Below are 17,114 nucleotides of genomic sequence, written 5' to 3' on the forward strand. Positions count from 1 at the left end.
AAGAGACAATAAAAGAGATAAGAGTATCTCTAAATGTTGTCCCCATCGTCTAGAGGCCTAGGACATCGCCCTTTCACGGCGGTAACGGGGGTTCGAATCCCCCTGGGGACGCCATTTAAAGATATTTGTTATCTTATTGTTCTTTAAAAAATTGGAAACAAGCTGAAAACTGAAGACTTTCAAGTTTGATGTTTAATTTATTAACTTAAATTGATGAATTGAATATTAAATCTTTATGAAGTCTGAGTAAGAAACTAAAAAATAGTATGTTGAACAAAAGCAACATACGAACTTGAGTTGTTTAATGACAACTTTAGGTGTGAAAGCACTTGAGGTTGTATGGTTAAGTGACTAAGCGTACACGGTGGATGCCTTGGCAATCAGAGGCGATGAAGGACGTGCTAATCTGCGATAAGCTTGGAAGAGTTGATAAGAAACGTGATAATTCCAAGATTTCCGAATGGGGAAACCCAATAGGTGAAGAACCTATTATTAATAACTGAATACATAGGTTATTAAAGCGAACCGGGAGAACTGAAACATCTAAGTACCCCGAGGAAAAGAAATCAACCGAGATTCTGTGAGTAGCGGCGAGCGAAAGCGGAAGAGCCAGTTAGTTTTAGCAGTAGTATTAAGAGAAGAAGTTGGGAAACTTCGCGACACAGGGTGATAGCCCCGTATCTGAAAATACAATTGTGGAACTAAGCTAACGATAAGTAGGGCGGGACACGTGATATCCTGTTTGAAGATGGGGGGACCATCCTCCAAGGCTAAATACTCCTGATTGACCGATAGTGAACTAGTACTGTGAAGGAAAGGTAAAAAGAACCCCTGCGAGGGGAGTGAAATAGAACCTGAAACCGTGTACGTACAAGCAGTAGGAGCAACTTTGTGTTGTGACTGCGTACCTTTTGTATAATGGGTCAGCGACTTATATTTTGTAGCAAGGTTAACCGAATAGGGGAGCCGTAGGGAAACCGAGTCTTAACTGGGCGTTTAGTTGCAAGGTATAGACCCGAAACCCGGTGATCTAGCCATGGGCAGGTTGAAGGTTGGGTAACACTAACTGGAGGACCGAACCGACTAATGTTGAAAAATTAGCGGATGACCTGTGGCTGGGGGTGAAAGGCCAATCAAACCGGGAGATAGCTGGTTCTCCCCGAAATCTATTTAGGTAGAGCCTTGAGCGGACACCTTTGGGGGTAGAGCACTGTTTCGGCTAGGGGGCCATCCCGGCTTACCAACCCGATGCAAACTACGAATACCAAAGAGTGATACTCAGGAGACACACGGCGGGTGCTAACGTTCGTCGTGAAGAGGGAAACAACCCAGACCGCCAGCTAAGGTCCCAAAGTCTATATTAAGTGGGAAACGAAGTGGGAAGGCTTAGACAGCTAGGATGTTGGCTTAGAAGCAGCCACCATTTAAAGAAAGCGTAATAGCTCACTAGTCGAGTCGGCCTGCGCGGAAGATGTAACGGGGCTCAAATATAGCACCGAAGCTGCGGCATCAGAATTTATTCTGTTGGGTAGGGGAGCGTTCTGTAAGCGGATGAAGGTGAATCGAGAGGTTTGCTGGACGTATCAGAAGTGCGAATGCTGACATAAGTAACGATAAAACGAGTGAAAAACTCGTTCGCCGGAAGATCAAGGTTTCCTGTCCAACGTTAATCGGGGCAGGGTGAGTCGACCCCTAAGGCAAGGCTGAAAAGCGTAGTCGATGGGAAACAGGTTAATATTCCTGTACTTGTAATAACTGCGATGTGGGGACGGAGAAGGTTAGGTTATCAGGGTATTGGATTGCCCTGTTTAAGCCGGTAGGTGGGAATTTTAGGCAAATCCGGAATTCTATTAAACACCGAGAAGTGATGACGAGACGCTAAGGCGTTGAAGTAACTGATACCACGCTTCCAGGAAAAGCCACTAAGCTTCAGGTTATTATAAATCGTACTGTAAACCGACACAGGTGATCAGGTAGAGAATACTCAGGCGCTTGAGAGAACTCGGGTGAAGGAACTAGGCAAAATAGCACCGTAACTTCGGGAGAAGGTGCGCCGGCGTAGATTGTAGCCCTTTACGGGTGAAGGTTGAACCGGTCGAAGATACCAGCTGGCTGCAACTGTTTATTAAAAACATAGCACTCTGCAAACACGAAAGTGGACGTATAGGGTGTGATGCCTGCCCGGTGCTGGAAGGTTAATTGATGGTGTAATCGAAAGAGAAGCTCCTGATCGAAGCCCCAGTAAACGGCGGCCGTAACTATAACGGTCCTAAGGTAGCGAAATTCCTTGTCGGGTAAGTTCCGACCTGCACGAATGGCATAATGATGGCCAGGCTGTCTCCACCCGAGACTCAGTGAAATTGAAATCGCCGTGAAGATGCGGTGTACCCGCGGCTAGACGGAAAGACCCCGTGAACCTTTACTATAGCTTGACACTGAACCTTGAATTTTAATGTGTAGGATAGGTGGGAGACTTAGAAGTAGCAACGCCAGTTGTTATGGAGTCGTCCTTGAAATACCACCCTTTAACGTTTGATGTTCTAACGAAGATTACGAAACGTGGTCTCGGACAGTGTCTGGTGGGTAGTTTGACTGGGGCGGTCTCCTCCCAAAGAGTAACGGAGGAGTACGAAGGTTTGCTAATCACGGTCGGACATCGTGAGGTTAGTACAATGGTATAAGCAAGCTTGACTGCGAGACGGACATGTCGAGCAGGTACGAAAGTAGGTCATAGTGATCCGGTGGTTCTGAATGGAAGGGCCATCGCTCAACGGATAAAAGGTACTCCGGGGATAACAGGCTGATACCGCCCAAGAGTTCATATCGACGGCGGTGTTTGGCACCTCGATGTCGGCTCATCACATCCTGGGGCTGAAGTAGGTCCCAAGGGTATGGCTGTTCGCCATTTAAAGTGGTACGCGAGCTGGGTTTAGAACGTCGTGAGACAGTTCGGTCCCTATCTGCCGTGGGCGTTGGAGAATTGAAAGGGGCTGCTCCTAGTACGAGAGGACCGGAGTGGACGCATCACTGGTGTTCCAGTTGTCTCGCCAGAGGCATTGCTGGGTAGCTACATGCGGAAAAGATAAGTGCTGAAAGCATCTAAGCACGAAACTTGCCTTGAGATGAGTTCTCCCTGACTATAAGTCAGTAAGGGTTGTTTGAGACTAAGACGTAGATAGGCAGGGTGTGTAAGCATAGTGATATGTTGAGCTAACCTGTACTAATTGCCCGAGAGGCTTAACCATACAACGCTCAAGTGTTTTTGGAAAGACGAATAAAGAAAGTAGAAGTAGAAGCTTGTTTTTAATTAAAGAATAAAGAAAATTAGAGAAGAATATTGAAAGATTTTCCTGATGGCCATAGTGCAACGGAACCACCTGACTCCATACCGAACTCAGAAGTGAAAAGTTGTAACGCCGATGGTAGTGTGGGGTTTCCCCATGTGAGAGTAGGACACCATCAGGGTTTTAATTTAGAGAGAGCCGTAACTAGAGATAGTTACGGCTTTTTTGCGTTTGGGGGAAAGTATATAAAGAGTAAGAGTAAATACATTTTATCAGATAAAAGCTGAAATCTTTTAAGTAAATACATTCAAAATATAATTTTAAAAATATGATACAACTTACTTTTAACATAGCTTTGGTGTAAAGATGTAATTGTCAAAATGTATTTAAAAATTAAACTAATTATTTTCATCTAAAGAGAATTCAATAACTTATTTTACGTGTTTTTTATATTCGAGGAATAGGACAGTTTAATTAAAAATTTTTGATTTTATATAGCTTTACCTACTATATAAGTTTTATACTTAATTATAATTTACTTATAGTGATTTTTGAGGCTTAATTTAAAAATCTTTATAGTTATAGGTGATGAAATTATCATAAATTCTAAAATAGATGGCGCTTGTTATATTCATAGATGTTCAATAAGAACTCTTCATTTTAACCAACTGAACTACCACTCTGCAAATATGAGTAGTTTAAATACAAACCTATACCTTACTTTCTACTTATTAAAATAAATACCTAACACTTCAAATAAAATTGAAAGCAGTTTTGTGTATTTAAATATGTAAACTAGGCACAATAATGGATTCTTATGCTAATTTATATAGTACATTTGTTAATTTCTTCGTATAGTATAATGATGATTTAAAGTATAAATTGGAGTGAGATAGTCAAATAATGTGATAATGCTAGGTTACCAAGTGATTATAGCGGTCAAATTTTTTTAAGAATTTGCAATTTTTGAAATCTGATATTGTTAATGTGGGATCTTTTTGTTCGTAAATAATTTAAACTGAAAAGAGATTTGAGTATAAATTGAAGAAATCATTATTTTATTATTCCTCTATTTTTTGTATTAAAGAAAGATATTTTTTATAGAATCTGTGAACTACGTCACAGACATTTGGTTCATTAGTCAATAGAATAGGCTCTAAATGATGGATGTTAAAAAGAAGTAAATCTTCATTTTAGTGTTCACGTTTTTCTCTCAAAACAATATTGTTTGTTTTTAATCAATAAAACTAAGGAGACTTAAAATGATTATTGGTTGCCCAAAAGAAGTTAAAGTTCAAGAGTATCGTGTTGGTTTAACGCCTGCCAACGTAAAATCTTATGTTGAAGCTGGTCATACGGTGTATATTGAACATAATGCAGGTGCAGAAATTGGTTTTCCAGATCAAGATTATGCTGAAGCAGGTGCTATCTTAACGGATAAAGCAACGCTCTTTAAAGAAAGTGAAATGATCATTAAAGTAAAAGAGCCTATTGAATGTGAATATGAATATTTCAGAGAAAACCAAATTCTTTACACCTATCTCCACTTAGCCGCCGATAAACCTCTAACCGATATGTTACTTGCGAAAAATATTCAAGCAATTGCATATGAAACCATTAAAACCCCAGCAGGTTTACCTTGTTTAGCACCGATGAGTATGATTGCAGGTCGTTTAGCAACCTTAGAATCTGCAAAATATATTCAAAAAACCTTTGGTGGTGCTGGTGTGTTATTAAGCGGTACAGCGGGTACACCAAAAGCGAAAGTAGTCATTTTAGGGGGCGGTGTTGTTGGTCTTAATGCAGCTCAAATCGCAATGGGTATTGGTGCTGATGTCACAATATTAGATATCAATGCAGCTCGTTTAGCTTATATTGATCAAATCTTTGATATGAAGATTAAAACATTAACTAGCTCTCGCGGTAACATTTTAAGTTGCTTAAAAGAAGCAGATGTTGTGATTGGTGCGGTATTGATTCCAGGTGCAAAAGCACCACACTTAGTACGTCGTGAAGATCTTAAACTAATGAAAAAAGGTGCAATTTTAACTGACGTTGCAATTGACCAAGGTGGTTGTTTTGAAACTTCACACCCAACAACACATAATGATCCAATTTATGAAGTTGATGGCATTATTCACTATTGCGTAGCAAATATGCCAGGTTGTGTGGCACGTACTTCTACGCTAGGTTTGACTGATTCAACCTTAGAATATGGTTTAAAAATTGCAAAATTAGGTGTAAAAGAAGCCTGCTTAACTGAGCCAGCATTATTAGATGGTTTGAATACTTATGCAGGTAAATGTACCTTCAAAGGTGTTTGTGATGCATTTGATATGGAATATACAGATCCAAAAGTAGCATTACAATAACACTCAATCGATTTAAGTTATCTAATAGATAATTTATCTTACAAAAGCATATCTTCTTATTAAATAAAATGAGAAGATATGCGTTCTAACATTAGAAAGAGAGGTATGTAATGTCAAACACACAAACTGAACCACGCCAATCTTGGTCGAGCCGTTTAACTTATGTTCTTACTGTTGCAGGGGCAACGGTAGGTTTTGGGGCAACTTGGCGTTTTCCTTACTTAGTTGGTGAAAATGGTGGTGGAGCTTATGTTTTATTATTCTGTATTGCAATGATCGTCATTGGTATTCCAATGATTTTAGTTGAAAATGTTATCGGTCGAAGAATGCAAGCAAATGCAATCGACGCATTTACTGGTACAGCAAATAATAAAAAAATTCATCCAGGATGGAAAATTCTGGGCTATATGGGATTATTAGGATCCTTTGGTATTATGGCCTATTATACAGTGCTTGGTGGCTGGGTAATTAACTTTATTGCTAACTTAGTAGGCGGAAATTTAGATTTATCACAACCGGTTACTGCGGAATTAACACAACAGTTTTTTGCAGACCATATTACAAATGATCCTATTGCGATTATCATTTCTTCATTAGTATTTGCACTTGTGAATTATTTTATCCTTGCAAAAGGTATTATGGAAGGTATTGAACGAGCGGTTCAATATCTGATGCCAATCCTATTTGTTTGTCTATTAGTTATGGTTATCCGTAACATCACATTAGACGGGGCAATGGTTGGGATTAAATTCTATTTAGTTCCTGATTTTTCAAAAATCACTAGTGACTTATTTATTCTTGTATTAGGTCAAGTATTTTTTGCATTAAGTTTAGGTTTTGGGGTGTTAATCACACTTTCAAGCTACTTAGACAAAAAAGAAAATCTTGTTCAAACAGCTTGTATTACCGCTGTAATTAACACACTTATCGCAGTGGCAGCTGGCTTTATGATCTTTCCATCACTCTTTACTTTTGGTATTGAACCAAGCTCTGGCCCAACTTTAGTATTCCAAAGTTTACCAATCGTATTCAGTCATATGCCAGGTGGAACAATCTTTGCGATTATCTTCTTCAGCTTATTGATAGTAGCAGCACTAACAACATCATTAACTATTTATGAGGTATTAGTTACTGCGATTGAAGAAAAAACAGATTTAACCCGTAAACAGTCAATTATTGCGACTATCGGTGGTATCTTTGTACTTGGTAATATTCCATCAGCATTATCATCAAGCACTTGGAAATCAATTACCATTATGGGGCGTAGCATTTTTGATACTTTCGACTATGTCAGTGGAAATATCTTATTCGTACTTACCGCATTAGGTACAGCAATCTTTGTGGGCTATGTCTTAAAAGATGAAGCGAAGAAAGAGCTTAACGCAGGGAAAACATTAACAACCCTTTGGTTTAACTACGTAAGATTTGTTATCCCAATTATTATTTTAGTGATTTTCTTTGAATCGATCTAAATAACAGCGAACAGTAAAAAGGTCTTTGAGTTTTCAAAGACCTTTTTTTATCTTGATTGTATCCTTAATATCTTCTCACTCCCTAAGAATTTCTTATGCTTCGACAAGCTTATCTATCGAAAAAAAGTTGCAAATTTTTTGCAAAATTTGACCGCTTTGGTCTATAATGCTTAGCTAATTACTGTATAAAAAAACATATAAAAATAGAGGTAGGCGATGGATTTTTCATTATTATTAGATGGGCTAAATGAAAAGCAACGAGAAGCGGTGGCAGCCCCAGTAGGGAACTATTTAGTATTAGCTGGAGCGGGCAGTGGTAAAACCCGTGTTTTAACTCACCGTATTGCGTGGCTAATTGGCGTAGAAAATATTCCTGAATCTAATATTCTTGCGGTGACTTTTACCAATAAAGCCGCAACAGAAATGCGTCATCGTATTGAACATACGCTCTCTTCATCGAGCCATCGTCTGTTTGGAATGTGGGTCGGCACTTTCCATAGTATCGCCAATCGCTTATTACGTTCTCACTATCTTGATGCCAACCTTCCGCAAGATTTCCAAATTATGGATTCGGAAGATCAACATCGCCTTATCAAACGCCTGCTCAAATTACATAATATTGATGAAAAGAATTTTCCTCCTAAGCACGTAATGTGGTATATCAACGGCAAAAAAGATAAAGGGTTACGCCCACATCAAATTGATCACCAAAATGACAGTAATGAAAGAAAATTAGTGGAAATTTATCAGATTTATCAAGATGCGTGCAATCGATCAGGATTACTTGATTTCGCTGAATTACTTATTCGTGCCTATGAATTATTTAAAGATAATCCACTTATTTTAAAACGTTATCAAGAACGCTTTCCGCATATTTTGATTGACGAGTTTCAGGATACCAACCAAATTCAATATCGTTGGATCCGTCTGCTTGCGGGGCAATCGGGTAACGTAATGATTGTGGGTGATGATGACCAATCTATTTACGGTTGGCGAGGGGCTGAAGTGGAGAATATTCAACGCTTCTTAGAAGATTATCCTCACGCTCAAACAATTCGCCTTGAACAAAATTATCGTTCAACAGGGCATATTCTAAACAGCGCCAACGCCTTAATTGACAATAACAGCGATCGTCTTGGCAAAAAATTATGGACGGATAGTGGCGATGGCGATCCAGTAGAAATTTACGAGGCTTTTAATGAATTAGATGAGGCTCGTTATGTCGCCTCACAAATCAAAAGATGGTGTGAAGATGAAGGTGAGCTGAACGAATGTGCGATTTTATATCGTAGCAACAGCCAATCTCGTGTGATTGAGGAAGCCTTGATTCAAGCCAATATTCCGTATCGTATTTATGGCGGAATGCGATTCTTCGAACGCCAAGAGATTAAAGATGCCTTGTCTTATTTACGCTTAGTGGCAAACCGTCAAGATGATGCAGCGTTTGAACGTGTCGTGAATACCCCGACGCGTGGTATTGGCGATCGTACCCTTGATGTATTACGCCAGCTTACTCGTACTCGCCAAATCACCTTATGGCAAGCAGTACAAGTGGCGATCCAAGAAGAACAACTTTCAGGGCGTGCCTCAAATGCCTTGTTACGCTTTACAGAATTGATCAACGCCTTAGACGTGGAAACCGCAGAAATGCCCCTTTTTGAACAGACGGAATTTGTGATCAACCGTTCTGGTTTATTGGAAATGTATCAGAAAGAGAAAGGGGAGAAAGGTGAGGCACGCATTGAAAACTTAGGCGAATTAGTGACCGCTACTCGTCAATTTACTAAGCCTGATGAAGCGGAAGAGATGAGTGATTTAACCGCGTTTCTCACCCACGCATCGCTAGAGGCGGGTGAAGCCCAAGCCTCGCCACATCAAGATTATGTAGAATTGATGACATTACACTCAGCCAAAGGGTTAGAATTCCCACGTGTGTTTATCGTAGGCGTTGAAGAAGGGATCTTCCCAAGCGGACGCAGTTTTGAAGAAGATCGTTTGCAAGAAGAACGCCGTTTGGCTTATGTTGGGATTACACGAGCTAAGAAAAAACTAACATTAAGTTATGCTGAAAGTCGTCGCCTGTATGGTAAAGAAGAAAAACATATTCCATCACGCTTTATTTCAGAATTACCAGAGCAACATATTCAAGTCGTCCGCTTGCGAGGCACAATCAATCGCCCAGCAAATTTTGCAAAAAGTACACAAAATCGTACCGCTTCGACGCCATCATTATTACAAGATAGCGGTTGGAAAATGGGGCAAAAAGTGCAACATGCGAAGTTTGGGCAAGGTACGGTTATCAATGTGGAAGGCTCAGGGGAACAAACTCGCTTACAAATTGCTTTTGTACAAAATGGCATTAAATGGTTGGTGGCAAAAATGGCGAAGTTAGACAGAGTTTAGATAAAAAAGGGTGCAATATCCGTATTGCACCAAAAATATCAAAGAGATAAATCAATGAAAAATTTTGAGATAAGATTTAGTTATTATTTATTTGATTCTGTCAAAATACGCTTGGCATCATAATGATGCCTTTGACAAATAAGATCCCCAGCTCTTCAAATATAAGGGAATCCGTGAGCTAGGGTTGGGAAATTATCTCCCAAATTAGGTATCTAAGTTTTGATATTGTTATCAAAAAAGATAAGGTTGTAATCAAAGGCCATGATTCCTTTCCACTTTTCAATGATAGCAATTAAAGATCAGATCTTATTTTTGTTGCTCTACTGCTTCTAAGGCACGTAGTGCATAAGTATAAGCAGCACCTGCATTCAGTGAGATTGCGGTTGCTAATGCACCTGCAATTTCACTTTCTGTCGCTCCTGCTTTTGCTGCTTCTTCTGCGTGAACGCTTACACAACTTTCACAACGTGTTGTGATTGCTACCGCTAGTGCGATAAGCTCACGTGTTTTTAAATCTAATGATTCTGCTGCTGCCGCTGCACCTAATGATTTATAGGCTTCTAACATTTTTGGATGCTTTTTACCTAATGCACCAAAAGATTGTTTAACGTGAGCGGTGTGTTCTGTCCAGTTATTAAATTGCATTATTTGTCCCCCAACGGTATTTAAAAAATGAAATCAATGCTATTATTGCGATAATTTGGATATAAAAATAGTCAAAAAGTCTCATTTTATGGTGAAATCGTATGTCAGATAGTTTAGATAAGCTTATTCAGTTTGCTCAAATTTCAGGGGGGATTGATACACAATGCCAACTTCAAGGCGATTGGTTTTTAAAGCATAATCATCAGCCAGAGAAGGCCGTTGTGCATATTGTGGTGGAAGGAGAGGGATACCTAAAAATAGCTGGCGAGAAGCAAAGTCATCTTTTAAAAACGGGTGATGTTATTTTCTTTAGCCGAGCGGCACCACATATTTTAAGTAGTCAATGCAGCTGTGAAAATAGTATGGATATCCCTTTAGTTGATTCAAGGGGTTGCATTCAGATCAAACACAAGGGAGTAGGGAAGAGTGATTTTACGTTGTTTTGTGCCCATTTTTCTTATGATAAATATGCAACTTTATTTTATGATTTACCTGAGTGGCTTTCTGTTCATTTGCCAGATTCTTTGTTGCAACCTTTGCTTGCTTTACTTAAACAAGAGATCAGTGGTGAAAATATTGGAAGTCAGCAAGTTATTGATAGTCTATCGGTAGTGCTTCTTATTGCGATTATTCGTCGCTATTTGGATGATAATCCAGCGGATACAGGAGGGCTTTTGAGGGGGATTCAAGATCATCGTTTAACGGCATTGTTAAATGGGATATTACGCTCACCTGAGGAGGATTGGTCGATAGAAAAAATGATGATAAAGAGTCATCTTTCACGTGCTCAGCTTATGCGTGTGTTTAAGCAGCAAGTTGGTGTTACACCACACGTGTTTTTACAAAAAATTCGCTTACAACAAGCTGCAGTGTTATTAAAAAGAACAGCACACTCAATTTGTAATATTGCTCTGTTAACTGGTTTTCAGTCAGAAACACATTTTATTAAATCTTTTAAAAAAATGTATGAAATGACACCAAGCGTTTATCGCAAGAGATGATGTTGAGATAGATTGTTTAATATTTTTGCAAATTTTTATAAAAATATGACCGCTATACAGATCACAAAATTACAAAAATCTTTCAAAATAAAAAATAAATTTTTCATTTTGTGATCTAGTTAAAAGATTTTATTTTTAAAACGATCTAATATGCCCGCAATGGTTCAAATGGTTGAGCCAGTTTTGTGTAAACTCTAAAAGCGAGGTTTATTATGATTGAAATTATTACTCATAGTGCGGAATGGTTTATTGGGCTATTCCAAAAAGGTGGCGAGGTCTTTGTTAGTATGGTTACAGGGATCTTACCACTGCTTATCTCTTTACTGGTTGTGATGAACGCTTTGATCAAGTTTATTGGTCAGGAAAGAATTGAGCGTTTAGCACAGCGAAGTGCTGGCAACCCTATTTCTCGTTATTTAATTCTACCTGTTATCGGGACTTTCGTTTTCTGTAATCCGATGACATTAAGTTTAGGACGTTTTTTACCTGAATGCTATAAACCAAGTTATTATGCAGCGGCTTCGTATAGCTGCCACTCAATGAATGGTCTATTTCCACATATCAACCCTGGCGAGCTATTTGTTTATCTTGGTATTGCGAGTGGTTTAACAACCCTTAATATTCCACTTGCTCCACTGGCGGTTAGCTATTTGTTAGTCGGTATGGTCACCAATTTCTTCCGTGGCTGGGTTACCGATCTTACCACGTCTATTTTTGAAAAACGTATGAATATTACCCTTGATCGTGAAGTTCGTTTATAAAATTGAGAGGAACTAAATTATGGCAAAAGCACTTTATATTGAAAAAGGTAATGGTGGTTGGGGTGGTCCTTTAACCTTACCAATTGAAGAAGGTAAAAAAATTCTTTATATGACAGCTGGCACTCGTCCTAGTATTGTAAATAAATTGGTTGAATTGACTGGCTGGGAAGCGGTTGATGGTTTTAAAGATGGCGAACCTAATGATAGTGAAATCGGGTTAGCGATTGTGGATTGTGGCGGGGTGTTGCGTTGTGGGATTTATCCTAAGCGTGGTATTCCAACAATCAATATTCACGCTACTGGAAAGTCAGGACCATTAGCCGAGTTTATTGTTGAAAATATTTATGTCTCTGCGGTGAAAGAGCAAAATATTTCAGTAATTGACAGCACGGAAACACAGCAACACAGTACAAATGAGGCTGTAAAAGACTATGATACGACGAAAAAAATTACCGAGCAAAGCGATGGTTTACTCGCAAAAATTGGTATGGGGATGGGATCTATCGTAGCGGTCTTCTTCCAAGCTGGACGAGATACTATTGATACCGTCTTAAAAACCATTTTACCTTTTATGGCGTTCGTTTCCGCTTTAATTGGGATTATCATCGCTTCTGGTTTAGGGGATTGGATTGCACACGGTTTAACCCCTCTTGCGAGTAGCCCAATCGGATTAGTTACCCTTGCACTCATTTGTTCATTCCCATTCCTCTCACCATTCTTAGGTCCTGGAGCGGTTATCGCTCAGGTTATAGGTGTGTTGGTTGGAACGCAAATTGGATTAGGTAATATTCCTCCACATTTAGCACTTCCTGCATTATTTGCTATCAATGCCCAAGCAGCCTGTGATTTTATCCCAGTAGGATTATCTCTTGCTGAGGCAAAACAAGATACGGTCAGAGTTGGTGTTCCATCTGTTCTTGTGAGTCGTTTCTTAACGGGTGCTCCAACGGTACTACTTGCGTGGTTTGTTTCTGCATTTATTTACTAAATAAGGGGTAACGATGAAAGTTATTTATCAAGTAGCGGTCACAAAAGTCGGAAAATTTGCAAAAGAAGCGTTGAGTGAAAATATGTTTATCACTTTCAAACAAAATGTGCCGAAAGACCTAGAAGATTACTGCTTTATTCACAATCACGATGAGTTACGTTGTGATGTGAAAGCGGGGGATATTTTACAAATTGATGATAAAGATTACCCCATTACCGCAGTGGGCAACGTCGCATCTTGCAATTTAAAAGAATTAGGGCATATCAGCTTTCGTTTTGATAATGCAACACAAGCAGAATATCCTGGAAATATTCATGTAAGAGGCGATGTGCCAGAGCTTGATATTCATTCCGTTATAGCGATTAAACAACAGTAAGAGGTGTTAAATATGAATAATAAAGTGGCCGTCATCATTGGGGGCGGACAAACCTTAGGGGCTTTTTTAAGTAAAGGGCTTGCGGAGAATGGTTATCGTGTGGCGGTGGCCGATCTCAATATAATCAACGCAGAAAAGGTCGCTAATGAAATTATGGGCAATAATTTTGTCGCCAAAGGCTTTTACGTTGATGCTACAAATGAAGAGAGCGTGATTAAGCTTGCCGAAGCAGTTGATAGCTATTTTGGGCGAGTGGATTTGGTGGTGTACAGTGCTGGTATTGCGAAAGCATCGCCAATTACACAATTTCAGCTAAATGATTTTGAGCTTTCTGTAAAAGTGAATTTAACGGGCTATTTTTTGTGCGCCAGAGAATTTGCAAAATTGATGATCCGTGAGGGCATTAAAGGACGCATTATGCAAATTAACTCAAAATCGGGCAAGGTTGGTAGCAAGCATAATACAGGATATAGTGCGGCTAAATTTGGCGGTGTGGGATTGACTCAATCCCTTGCCCTTGATCTTGCTGAACATGGTATTACAGTACATTCGTTGATGTTAGGAAATTTATTACAATCGCCAATGTTTCAATCTTTAATTCCACAATACGCGAAAAAATTAGGCGTACCAGAGGATGAAGTTGAACAACTGTATATTGATAAAGTGCCATTAAAACGTGGCTGTGAATATCAAGATGTATTGAATGTTCTGCTCTTTTATGCAAGTGAGCAAGCTGCTTATTGCACGGGGCAATCAATCAATATTACTGGTGGACAAGTAATGTTTTAATTAAAATATGGCGAGTTTATTCCTTTTAGGCTCGCCAATTTTTCTGAATATGAGATAATAGGTTATGAATTCAACAAATATGTTAATCTTTATTGCGATTAGTGCTTGGATTTTGCAAATTGGATTAGGTTGGTGGCAAGTTTCTCGTTTTAATAACGCATTTCAAGCGTTGTGTAAAAAAGGAAATGTTGGCGTTGGAAAATCAAAAGGACGCTTTAAACCAAAAGTCATTATTGCCGTTGCATTTGATTCTAATCTTTATGTAACAGATGCGATTTTAATGAAAGGTTTTTCGGTTTTTTCGCAACCTCAATCAATGGAAAATTTAATTGGATTACATTATGACAATATTGATCCAATCACGTTATTTTCCAAGCAAATCGCCTACCAAGAAGCACTGACAGAAGCAATAAAGCTGAAATAACATATTGCAACTAAGCGATAAAACAATGAAGCCAGTAGAAAGACAAAAACAAATTATTGAATATTTACAACAAAACGGAAAAACCTCAGTAGAAACCCTTGCACTGCATTTCAATACAACAGGGGCAACCATCCGAAAAGATCTTTCTACCCTTGAAAATAATGGTAAAGTGCTACGTACCTATGGAAGTGTGGTTTTAGCGACGAATGATGAGGAACGAGATTTACCGATTTTAAGTAAATCTTTTATTAACCTTGAAATTAAAAAGAAGATAGCAGAGCAAGCTACAACGCTGATCGAAGAAGGTGACTCAATTATTATGGATACGGGTAGTACTGTGTTACAGATGATCCCTTTCTTATCGCCTTTTGATAATTTGACCATAATGACGAACAGTTTGCATATTATCAATAGCCTTGTAAATTTAGATAAGGAATACAGCTTGCTGATTTCCAGTGGTACATTCCGCCCAAAATCGGGTTCATTTCACGGTACACTTGCAGAATCTACTTTTGAAAATTTTTCTTTTAATAAGCTGTTTATTGGTGCAGATAGCATTGATTTACACTCAGGTCTGACCACGTTTAATGAAGTTCACGGTGTGAGTAAAGCGATGTGTAAAGCAGCGAGTAAAATTATCGTTCTTGCTGATTCTTCGAAATTTGGTCGTCGTAGTCCAAATATCGTTTGCCCATTAGATCAAATTGATATCATTATTACAGATACCAAATTAGATAAAGAGATTTATCAACAGTTACTTGCAAAGAATGTGCAAGTTATTTTAGTCGAAGCATAATTTGCAAATTTTGATAAAAATATGACCGCTATAAAGCAGGTATAAAAAAACGGTCGAAAATAATCCGACCGTTTTTTATTGGGATAGTGATTTAGCCGTTGTATTTTTTAAATACTAAACACGCATTTGTACCACCAAATCCGAAGCTGTTTGACATTACAGTCGTTAGCTCTTTGTTTTGACATTCAGTTACAATGTTTAAACCTTGTGCTTTTTCATCTAAGTTGTCAATATTGATACTTGGTGCGATGAAATCGTTTTTTAACATCAATAATGAATAAACGGCTTCGTGTGCACCTGCTGCACCGAGTGAGTGACCAGTCATTGATTTTGTTGAAGAAATTGCTGGGCATTTATCGCTAAATACTGCCTTAATTGCTTCTAACTCTTTCACATCACCAACTGGGGTAGATGTGCCGTGAACGTTGATATATTCTACTTCATCTTGAACGTTTGCAAGTGCTTGTTTCATACAACGAATCGCACCTTCACCACTTGGAGCAACCATATCATAACCATCAGAAGTTGCACCATAACCTACGATTTCTGCATAGATTGTTGCACCACGAGCCAGAGCGTGTTCTAGTTCTTCAACCACAACAACGGCTGCACCACCAGAGATAACGAAACCATCACGGTCTGCATCATAAGCACGAGACGCTTTTTCTGGGGTATCATTATATTTTGTTGAAACCGCACCCATTGCATCGAATTCACACGCTGATTCCCACGCTAATTCTTCACCACCACCAGCAAAAACGATATCTTGTTTGCCTAATTGGATTAGCTCCATTGCATTACCAATACAGTGTGCTGAGGTTGCACAAGCTGAGCTAATGCTGTAATTCACACCTTTGATTTTAAATGGTGTTGCTAAACAAGCGGATACACTTGATGACATTGTTTTTGTTACAGCATAAGGGCCAACAGCTTTAATACCACGAGGGCTTTGTGCTGCATTACAAGCGGCAAGTTGCCAGTGTCCTGACCCGATACCAGAACCGATCACTAAACCAGTACGTTCATTTGATACTTGATCTTCAGTTAATTTTGCATCTTCAATTGCTTCTTTCATTGAAATATACGCATAACCTGCACAATCGCCCATAAAGCGGAACGCTTTACGATCAATAAATTCTTTTGGATCTAATTTGATTGTGCCAGCCACTTGGCTACGCATTCTCATTTCAGCAAACTCAGGTACAAATTCGATACCTGATTTACCTGTTTTTAGCGAATTTAATACTTCTTCTTTGTTATTTCCAATACTTGAAACAACGCCTAAACCTGTAATAACGACTCTTTTCATTGTTATCCTCTAATGAAAGTTTAATAATCAAAACCATTTTAGCTTATAAATTTTCGCTAAAATAAGCTATAAAATGTCGGTTATTTTACACTATTTTAAGGGGTAAGGGTATTCAGATTGATTTTTTTCTGCTTGGTGTTTTTAGGGAAATTTTAGATAAAAAAATACCCTCTGTATGAGGGTTAAATTTCTTTTAATCTAATTCTAGGAGGAGATGAATTAAAGTTTTACAAAAGGAGACAAATAAAACAAGATTAAAAGATAAACTAAGGAAATTGGCTCCTCCTGCTGGACTTGAACCAGCGACATATGGATTAACAGTCCACCGTTCTACCGACTGAACTAAGGAGGAATAAAACTTTGCCGATACTATATTAAAAAATAAATATTGTCAAATAGTTAAATGTAATTATTAGTTATTTGTCAAGAGAATCATCAAAGATATGAAGCAATACTAATAGGTGGTTGCTTTAAGTACAAATCACATTATTTTA

At 38.6% G+C, this 17,114-nt stretch carries 12 protein-coding genes, 2 tRNA genes and 2 rRNA genes; 13 read left to right on the forward strand and 3 right to left on the reverse strand.

Annotation, left to right across the window (positions count from 1 at the left end):
- Nucleotides 1–38: 38 nt before the first annotated feature.
- The 6 genes from DYE60_RS09285 to uvrD all read left to right on the forward strand — a co-directional run bounded on the left by DYE60_RS09285 (nt 39) and on the right by uvrD (nt 9,531).
- Nucleotides 39–114, forward strand: a tRNA-Glu gene (locus DYE60_RS09285).
- A 227-nt stretch (nt 115–341) separates the two neighbouring features.
- Nucleotides 342–3,245: ribosomal RNA gene (locus DYE60_RS09290) — 23S ribosomal RNA — on the forward strand.
- Between the two features lie 104 nt (nt 3,246–3,349).
- A 5S ribosomal RNA gene (gene rrf, locus DYE60_RS09295) occupies nt 3,350–3,465 on the forward strand.
- 1,081 nt (nt 3,466–4,546) lie between these two features.
- Complete coding sequence (gene ald / locus DYE60_RS09300; protein ID WP_115316309.1) at nt 4,547–5,656, forward strand: alanine dehydrogenase; 1,110 nt, start codon at nt 4,547–4,549, stop codon at nt 5,654–5,656.
- 110 nt (nt 5,657–5,766) lie between these two features.
- Entirely contained in the window at nt 5,767–7,128 is a 1,362-nt protein-coding gene (locus DYE60_RS09305; protein WP_115316310.1) for a sodium-dependent transporter, read from the forward strand.
- A gap of 216 nt (nt 7,129–7,344) precedes the next feature.
- Nucleotides 7,345–9,531 (forward strand): DNA helicase II, encoded by a 2,187-nt coding sequence (gene uvrD / locus DYE60_RS09310; protein WP_115316311.1) that lies wholly within the window; start codon nt 7,345–7,347, stop codon nt 9,529–9,531.
- Between the two features lie 306 nt (nt 9,532–9,837).
- Here the strand turns inward: uvrD and DYE60_RS09315 are convergent, their stop codons facing one another.
- Complete coding sequence (locus tag DYE60_RS09315) at nt 9,838–10,176, reverse strand: carboxymuconolactone decarboxylase family protein (RefSeq protein ID WP_115316312.1); 339 nt, start codon at nt 10,174–10,176, stop codon at nt 9,838–9,840.
- 101 nt (nt 10,177–10,277) lie between these two features.
- Between DYE60_RS09315 and DYE60_RS09320 the strand changes: the two genes are divergently transcribed.
- From DYE60_RS09320 to srlR, 7 genes are all read left to right on the forward strand, one after another.
- Nucleotides 10,278–11,177, forward strand: a complete 900-nt coding sequence (locus tag DYE60_RS09320) for a cupin domain-containing protein (RefSeq protein ID WP_115316313.1) — start codon at nt 10,278–10,280, stop codon at nt 11,175–11,177.
- A 212-nt stretch (nt 11,178–11,389) separates the two neighbouring features.
- The gene (gene srlA, locus DYE60_RS09325) at nt 11,390–11,938 is read left to right on the forward strand and encodes a PTS glucitol/sorbitol transporter subunit IIC (protein WP_115316314.1); all 549 of its coding nucleotides are present in this window, start codon (nt 11,390–11,392) and stop codon (nt 11,936–11,938) included.
- A gap of 19 nt (nt 11,939–11,957) precedes the next feature.
- Entirely contained in the window at nt 11,958–12,926 is a 969-nt protein-coding gene (gene srlE / locus DYE60_RS09330; protein WP_115316315.1) for a PTS glucitol/sorbitol transporter subunit IIB, read from the forward strand.
- A 13-nt stretch (nt 12,927–12,939) separates the two neighbouring features.
- Complete coding sequence (gene srlB, locus DYE60_RS09335; RefSeq protein ID WP_115316316.1) at nt 12,940–13,302, forward strand: PTS glucitol/sorbitol transporter subunit IIA; 363 nt, start codon at nt 12,940–12,942, stop codon at nt 13,300–13,302.
- A 12-nt stretch (nt 13,303–13,314) separates the two neighbouring features.
- Nucleotides 13,315–14,091 carry a sorbitol-6-phosphate dehydrogenase gene (srlD, locus tag DYE60_RS09340; protein WP_115316317.1) on the forward strand — a complete coding sequence of 259 codons (777 nt, stop codon included), beginning with the start codon at nt 13,315–13,317 and terminating at the stop codon, nt 14,089–14,091.
- Between the two features lie 64 nt (nt 14,092–14,155).
- Nucleotides 14,156–14,515: a transcriptional regulator GutM gene (gene gutM / locus DYE60_RS09345; protein WP_115316318.1), complete on the forward strand. Its 360-nt coding sequence runs from the start codon at nt 14,156–14,158 to the stop codon at nt 14,513–14,515.
- Nucleotides 14,516–14,540: 25 nt separating this feature from the next.
- Nucleotides 14,541–15,311 carry a glucitol operon DNA-binding transcriptional repressor SrlR gene (srlR, locus tag DYE60_RS09350; protein ID WP_115316319.1) on the forward strand — a complete coding sequence of 257 codons (771 nt, stop codon included), beginning with the start codon at nt 14,541–14,543 and terminating at the stop codon, nt 15,309–15,311.
- Nucleotides 15,312–15,402: 91 nt separating this feature from the next.
- Here the strand turns inward: srlR and fabB are convergent, their stop codons facing one another.
- Nucleotides 15,403–16,620: a beta-ketoacyl-ACP synthase I gene (gene fabB / locus DYE60_RS09355; RefSeq protein ID WP_115316320.1), complete on the reverse strand. Its 1,218-nt coding sequence runs from the start codon at nt 16,618–16,620 to the stop codon at nt 15,403–15,405.
- Nucleotides 16,621–16,896: 276 nt separating this feature from the next.
- Nucleotides 16,897–16,972, reverse strand: a tRNA-Asn gene (locus DYE60_RS09360).
- Between the last annotated feature and the right edge of the window lie 142 nt (nt 16,973–17,114).

Origin of the sequence: Phocoenobacter uteri (genome assembly GCF_900454895.1) — a bacterium.
Taxonomy (GTDB): Bacteria; Pseudomonadota; Gammaproteobacteria; order Enterobacterales; family Pasteurellaceae; genus Phocoenobacter; species Phocoenobacter uteri.